6 protein-coding genes are annotated in these 6,625 nt (G+C 62.1%); 1 reads left to right on the forward strand and 5 read right to left on the reverse strand.

What is annotated here, in order from left to right:
- Positions 1-83: 83 nt before the first annotated feature.
- The 5 genes from truA to Q0X85_RS12680 all read right to left on the reverse strand — a co-directional run bounded on the left by truA (position 84) and on the right by Q0X85_RS12680 (position 5,465).
- Entirely contained in the window at positions 84-869 is a 786-nt protein-coding gene (gene truA / locus Q0X85_RS12660) for a tRNA pseudouridine(38-40) synthase TruA (protein WP_297772420.1), read from the reverse strand.
- 91 nt (positions 870-960) lie between these two features.
- Positions 961-2,448 carry a replicative DNA helicase gene (locus Q0X85_RS12665; protein WP_297772422.1) on the reverse strand — a complete coding sequence of 496 codons (1,488 nt, stop codon included), beginning with the start codon at positions 2,446-2,448 and terminating at the stop codon, positions 961-963.
- Positions 2,449-2,674: 226 nt separating this feature from the next.
- Positions 2,675-3,352: an orotate phosphoribosyltransferase gene (locus Q0X85_RS12670; protein WP_297772424.1), complete on the reverse strand. Its 678-nt coding sequence runs from the start codon at positions 3,350-3,352 to the stop codon at positions 2,675-2,677.
- A 76-nt stretch (positions 3,353-3,428) separates the two neighbouring features.
- A complete protein-coding gene (pyrC, locus tag Q0X85_RS12675; RefSeq protein ID WP_297772426.1) occupies positions 3,429-4,466 on the reverse strand; it encodes a dihydroorotase in 1,038 nt (345 codons plus the stop codon).
- 60 nt (positions 4,467-4,526) lie between these two features.
- On the reverse strand, positions 4,527-5,465 hold the full coding sequence (locus Q0X85_RS12680; RefSeq protein ID WP_297772428.1) for a phosphoadenosine phosphosulfate reductase: 939 nt from the start codon (positions 5,463-5,465) through the stop codon (positions 4,527-4,529).
- Between the two features lie 205 nt (positions 5,466-5,670).
- On the opposite strand from Q0X85_RS12680, the gene Q0X85_RS12685 reads away from it, so the two are divergent.
- Positions 5,671-6,579, forward strand: coding sequence for a MoxR family ATPase (locus Q0X85_RS12685; RefSeq protein WP_297772430.1), 909 nt, complete (start codon positions 5,671-5,673; stop codon positions 6,577-6,579).
- Positions 6,580-6,625 lie beyond the last annotated feature (46 nt).

The raw sequence follows: 6,625 nt of genomic DNA on the forward strand, positions 1-6,625 counted from the left end.
AGTCCCAATTGTTGGCTTGCCGGTCTTTCAGGCATGCCTGCGCATGCGCGTTCTGTGCCTGGCAGGAGATCTCTACCCTGCGGTCACGTCGCCCCGGTCTTGTCCGGGAACGGGTCCTGCTGATATCCCACACCCGCCAGATAGAGCCCATGTGGCGGGCAAACCGGTCCGCAGGCCGCACGATCACGGGCCTCCAGAGCGCTTTTGACTTGCTCGGGTTGCCAGCTTCCGGCGCCCACGCGCTCCAAGGTGCCGACAAGACTGCGGACCTGATTGTGCAGGAACGAGCGCGCGCGCAGATGAAAATGCAATTCCGGTCCAGAGAACCCTGAGACGGGCTCGATCTCTAATGCATCCAGTGTCTTGAGTGGGCTTTTTGCCTGACAGATCGTGGATCTGAAGGTCGTGAAATCGTGATGCCCCAAAAGACAGGCGGCGCCTGCGCGCATGGCGTCGATATCGAGCCCGCGCGGCACCTGCCATACCAGACCTTTTGCGTGCGTTGCGGGCGCGCGCCGCATCAGGAGGCGAAACAGATAGCGCCGCTCTGTCGCGGAAAAGCGTGCGTGCCAATCTGCCGCCACCTGTTCACATCGGACGATCGCCACCGGCTGCGGCTTCAGGTGATAGTTGAGCGCCTGCCCGAGGCGAAACGGATCCCAGTGGCGCTCGAGATCACAATGCGCCACCTGCGCCAAGGCATGCACACCCGCATCTGTGCGCCCGGCGGCGGCTATAGTGTGGGGACCGGGCTCCAGCTTGTCCAATGCGGCCTCGATGGCGCCCTGCACCGAGGGATGTTCGGACTGCCGCTGCCATCCGCAAAACGGTGCGCCGTGGTACTCGATCTGTAGGGCGTAACGGGGCATGCTGTTCAACGCGTTGTGCGGGATTCGGGTTTCATCTGGCTCAAAATACCTCGGGGGTCCGGGGGCAGCGCCCCCGGGGCGGTATGCCGGCCTAGAATTCTGCGCCGCCGTTCTGCTGCCATGGCTTCACCAGATTGCCAAAGCGGGTGAACTGCGCCTCGAAACTCAGCTCAACGGTTCCGATGGGTCCGTGACGCTGCTTGCCGATGATGACTTCGGCCTTGCCATGCAGGCGTGACATTGCTTCCTGCCATTCGGCCATCTTGTCCATCTCGTGATCGCCGGGTTTCTCGCGTTCCTTGTAATACTCTTCGCGGAACACGAACATGACCACGTCCGCGTCCTGCTCGATCGATCCCGATTCGCGCAGATCCGACAGTTGTGGCCGCTTGTCTTCGCGGCTCTCGACCTGACGCGAGAGCTGGGAGAGCGCGATGACGGGGATGTTCAACTCCTTGGCGATGGCCTTGAGTCCCATCGAGATCTCGCCGATCTCCTGAACACGATTATCGGAGGCACCGCGTACCAGTTGCAGGTAGTCGACGATCAGCACGTCGAGTCCATGCGTGCGCTTGAGACGCCGTGCCCGCGCCGCGAGCTGTGAGATCGGAATCGCGGCGGTATCGTCGATATAGAGCGGGCAGGCTTCAAGCTGTTTGGCGGCCTCGACAAAACGGCGAAATTCGGTTTCGTCCATGTCGCCTTGACGAATCTTGTGCGAGGAAATCTCGGATGCTTCGGCGAGCACCCGGCCCGCCAACTGCTCGGCGCTCATCTCTAGCGAGAAGAACCCCACGACACCGCCATCGACCGCCCCGTCGGTGCCATCTGACAACGTACCACGGCGATACGCACGCGCCACGTTGAACGCGATGTTGGTGGCAAGCGAGGTCTTGCCCATCGAGGGTCGCCCGGCGAGGATCAAAAGGTCGGATTTGTGCAGCCCGCCCAGTTTGCTATCCAAGTCGGCGAGGCCGGTCGACACGCCCGCGAGACCACCCTCGCGCTGATAGGCGGCATTGGCGACATTAACAGCGTCCGTTACCGCCTTGAGAAAACTTTGAAAACCCGTCTCAGACTGACCCTGCTCGGCGAGTTGATAGAGCTTTTGCTCCGCCTCGACGATCTGGTCCTTGGGTTCGCTTTCGACATCGACGCGCGCGGCTTTGCCGGCGATGTCATGACCGAGAGCGATCAATTCACGCCGGACCGCCAGATCATAGATCATCTGGGCATAGTCGCGCACCGCGAAGGTCGAGATGGCCGCACCGGCGAGTTTGGCCAGATAGGCAGGGCCGCCCAATTCCTTGAGCCCGTCATCATCCTCGAGGAAGGCACGGAGGGTCACGGGCGAGGCGAGGTTATTCTTGGCAATGCGCGTCGCTGCTGTCTCGAAAATGCGGGCATGGACCGGATCATAGAAATGCTTGGGCCCGATGATCTGCGCGACGCGGTCATATATGTCGTTGTTTGTCAGGATGGCGCCGAGCAACTGCTGCTCTGCCTCGATCGAATGCGGCACGCTCGCTGCCGACTGGATTTCTGTTCCGGTCGGATTGAATGCGGTGAGTCCGGTCATGCCTGCTGCCCCTGTTCAGGTGGTTTTTCTGTTCGGTCGTTCTAGGCGAAGCTGCCCGTCATCGCCACTTGGATATGTCTGTGGATGATCTGCGGGACAACCCGGTGGATAATCCGGTACCACTGAACTGCGATCAGCATCCTGTAGCTCGACCACGTGAACCTACCACATCTTCATCAGATATGCGATTCGAGTATGGGCCGATCCTGCGATCCTGTGGACAAGTTTATTTCTTGTTTGCGGCCTGCCACTTACGTGGATCACGCAGAAATTCCTCTACCGTATCCATGGTTTGCGGATCAAAGGCCCCTTGGGTGCGGGCCTCTGCCAGCACATCCCACCAGGTGCAGAGATGGTGCAAGGCAACGCCGTGATCGCCGAGGGTTTTCTCGGTCTCGGGGAAAATGTCGTAAAAGAAAATTACCGCCGTGTGCCCGCAACTGGCCCCGGTCTCGCGGATGGCATCGACGAAGCTGAGTTTGGAGCCGCCATCGGTGGTGAGGTCCTCGACCAGAAGCACCCGCTGGCCTTCGCTCATCGCGCCTTCAATGCGGGCGTTACGGCCGTAACCCTTGGGTTTCTTGCGGACATAGGTCATCGGCAGGGCCATGCGTTCGGCCACCAGCGCGGCAAAGGGAATGCCCGCCGTCTCGCCGCCGGCGATATTGTCGAACGCCTCGAACCCGGCGTCGCGCATCACGGTGACGGTGAGAAAATCCATCAAGGTGGAGCGGATGCGCGGGTAGGAGATCAGCTTGCGGCAGTCGATATAGGTGGGCGAGGGCAGGCCGGAGGCCAGCGTGAAGGGCTCCTCCGCGTTGAAATGCACGGCGCCGATTTCGAGCAGCATACGGGCGGTGAGGCGGGCGATTTCATCCTTGGGCGGGTAGGTGGCGGGGATCATGGCGTGGTCCTTGGGTTGGGCGCTGCGCCGAAGAGATTTGATGCCTCCGGCGGGGATATTTCGGGCAAGATGAAGATCAGGTCACCTGCCAGTGCAGCGCGAAGCCGGGGTCGAACACGGTGACGGGGCCATCATCTGTTTCGATCTTGTCAGGATAGGTGACCGTGTCGCCCTTGGTGAGGGTGATCTGCGCCTCGTTCGGGGGCAGACCGTAGAAGGCGGGGCCGTGGAGCGAGGTGAAGCCCTCGAGACGGTTCAGCGCGTTTTCCTCCTCGAACACATGGGCGAGGATCGACATGGTGTTGGGGGCGGTGAAGCAGCCGGCACAGCCACAGGCGCTTTGCTTCAGCGGGTCGGTATGGGGCGCGCTGTCGGTGCCGAGGAAAAACCGTGCGTCGCCTGAGGTGGCGGCGCGGCGCAGGGCGAGGCGGTGTTCCTCGCGCTTGGCCACGGGCAGGCAATAGTAATGCGGTTTGATCCCGCCCACGAGGAGGTGGTTGCGGTTGATCACGAGGTGATGGGTGGTGATGGTGGCGGCGAGGTCGCGGTCGTTCGCGGTCACATACTCCACGCCGTCCCGCGTCGTGATATGCTCCATCACCACGCGCAGCCCCGGCGTGGCGCGACGCACAGGGTCGAGCACGCGGTCGATGAACACCGCCTCGCGGTCGAAGATGTCGATCTCCGGGTCCGTCACCTCGCCATGCACGCAGAGCGGCAGGCCGATCTCGGCCATTTTCTCAAGCACCGGCCGCACTTTGTCAAAGTCGCGCACGCCGGAGGCGGAATTGGTGGTGGCCCCTGCGGGATAGAGCTTTACGGCGGTGATCAGCCCCTCGGCATGGGCGGCGGCGACGTCGTCCGGGTCGGTCTCTTCGGTGAGGTAGAGCGTCATCAGCGGGGTGAAATCCATCCCCTCTGGCAGCGCGGTCAGGATACGCTCGCGGTACGCGCGCGCGTCACGGGCCGTGACGACGGGCGGCACGAGATTGGGCATGATGATGGCGCGGGCGAAGTGGCGGGCGCTTTCGGGCAGGACGGCGCCCAGCATCGCGCCGTCGCGCAGGTGCAGGTGCCAATCGTCGGGGCGGCGAAGGGTCAGGATCTGGCTCATGGCGCAAGCGCATACACAATCGCGGGGTCCAAGACCAGAGAAACAGCGCCGTCCCTTACGCTATTGTGGATCCTGTTTTGCGCGCAACATGTTCAACGCTTTGCGAAAGCGAGGGCCGCCCACGCGGCGGGCGATCGCGTTGCGGCAATGCATCATCGCCAGAAGGTCACGCTCTTCGGACATGAGGCGCTGCAACACGCTAAAGAGATAAGGGGTGTCATCGCGGCGCTTGCGATAGAGCTGGGCGAGGCTGAGCGGGGTCAATTTTCCGGCTCTGATCTGGGCGAGCAGGCGAAAGATGACCCCCATGCGCAACAGGGCTTTCTCGCTCTGATATCCGAGATGCCGGGTCCGGAACTTGAGAACGTTGGAGCGTGTGAAGAGCGCGGCATGCATGGCGTCGAGGTCGATGTCGGGATCATAGAGCAATACCGCTTCGGATGCTGCATCCAGCATGTCGGGGGCATAGCCGTAGCGATTCGTAAACGATGTCCGGCGCATCCGCAGATAGCGATCATCCCACTCTGTGACGCGTGGATCGAGCGTGGCCTGGGGGCGCAGCATGACGACCTTGGCTCCGGGGGAGGCCACAGAAAACGCCGCCGCCGCGTAACCGCAAGCGCCGGCGCCGTAAAAAATGACCTCGTCGAACTCGTCAAAGAATCCGTCGTCGATCAGCCTGTCGAAATAGCCATATACCATGCCGTCTCGAAACCAGGTGTCGCGCTTGCTTATGAGGCACAGGTGCGACCAGCCCAAAGCCTTGGTCAGCGCCCAGCCCAGAGGCTGTGCCTTTGGTGATATTTCGGATAGGCGGTGATGGGTCTCGAACGTCACGAGCAGGGTCTTGGGCTCACGCTCTATCAACACGGCAGCATGCGCATCGCCCAAAGGCTCGGCATAGCCATCGTCGCCCGCCAAGGCGTTGGCGCGCTCGCACCACGCATCCCAGTCGAGCCCTGAGAGATCGGTGTCGAAAATATCGGGGCTGTCCTGCATGTTTGATCAAAACCTCGGTCATGTTGGAGCCATTGCTGCGCGGCCCTGATTGACGCTTATCCTGTCTTTTGAATCGGGCAAAAGTTGGGAAAAAGATGGGGCATTCCGCGAGGCTTGGCCATGCGGGTTGCCGCTTGCGCCCTTGACCGCCCCGGACTTGCGATGCACTTCATTGCCGTGCGGAGTGAAATCGGAGGCCAAAAGCGTGACAAATCCCACATCCATCGGCGCGGTTCAGGACATGCTGGCGGGACAGGACTATGTCTGCGGGCGCGCCTTGGGCACGGTGACCTATCTCGCGCTGACCCTCGGGCGGCCCTTGTTTCTCGAGGGTGAGGCGGGGACCGGCAAGACCGAGATCGCCAAGGCCATCGCTTTGGGCCTCGGGCGGCGGCTCATTCGGTTGCAATGCTATGAGGGGTTGGATGCGGCAAGCGCTGTCTATGAGTGGAATTTCGCCGAACAGATGATTGCCATCCGCACCGCCGAGGCCGCAGGCGGCGTGGATCGCGGACACCTGAAGGATGAGCTTTTTACCGAGCAATACCTGGTCGAGCGCCCGCTCTTGCAGGCGATGCGGCCGCAAGCGGGCGGCGCGCCGGTGCTGCTGATCGACGAGATCGACCGCACAGACGAGCCCTTCGAGGCGTTCCTGCTGGAGGCGCTGTCGGATTTTCAGGTGACGATACCGGAGCTTGGCACGATCCATGCGCCAGAACCGCCGATCGTGATCCTGACCTCGAACCGCACCCGCGAGGTGCATGACGCGCTCAAACGCCGCTGCCTCTATCACTGGGTGGAATACCCGACGTTCGAGCGTGAAATCGAGATCTTGCAGGCCCGCGCGCCCGAGGCGGCAGAGCAGTTGAGCCGCGAGGTGGTCGCCTTTGTCCAGGCCCTGCGCACAGAGGATCTGTTCAAGAAACCGGGCGTGGCCGAGACCATCGACTGGGCCAAATGCCTGCTGGCGCTCGACGTGGTCAGCCTTAGCCCCGAGGTGATCGCCGACACGTTGGGCGCGATCCTGAAATATCAGGACGATATCGCCCGAATGCAGGGCTCGGAGGCGAAACGCATTCTCGACGAGGTGCGCAGCACGCTGGAGCCGACCTGATGTTTCTTCTGGCCTCAAATATCCTGGGGGGGTGTGGGGGCCAGAC

It is taken from the genome of uncultured Roseovarius sp. (assembly GCF_947259555.1).
Taxonomy (GTDB): domain Bacteria; phylum Pseudomonadota; class Alphaproteobacteria; order Rhodobacterales; family Rhodobacteraceae; genus Roseovarius.

Excerpts from the sequence above, each read along its gene's own strand:
- truA (WP_297772420.1), bottom strand. The coding sequence starts at position 869 with ATGCCCCGTTACGCCCTACAGATCGAGTACCACGGCGCACCGTTTTGC.
- Q0X85_RS12665 (WP_297772422.1), bottom strand. The coding sequence starts at position 2,448 with ATGACCGGACTCACCGCATTCAATCCGACCGGAACAGAAATCCAGTCG.
- Q0X85_RS12670 (WP_297772424.1), bottom strand. The coding sequence starts at position 3,352 with ATGATCCCCGCCACCTACCCGCCCAAGGATGAAATCGCCCGCCTCACC.
- pyrC (WP_297772426.1), bottom strand. The coding sequence starts at position 4,466 with ATGAGCCAGATCCTGACCCTTCGCCGCCCCGACGATTGGCACCTGCAC.
- Q0X85_RS12680 (WP_297772428.1), bottom strand. The coding sequence starts at position 5,465 with ATGCAGGACAGCCCCGATATTTTCGACACCGATCTCTCAGGGCTCGAC.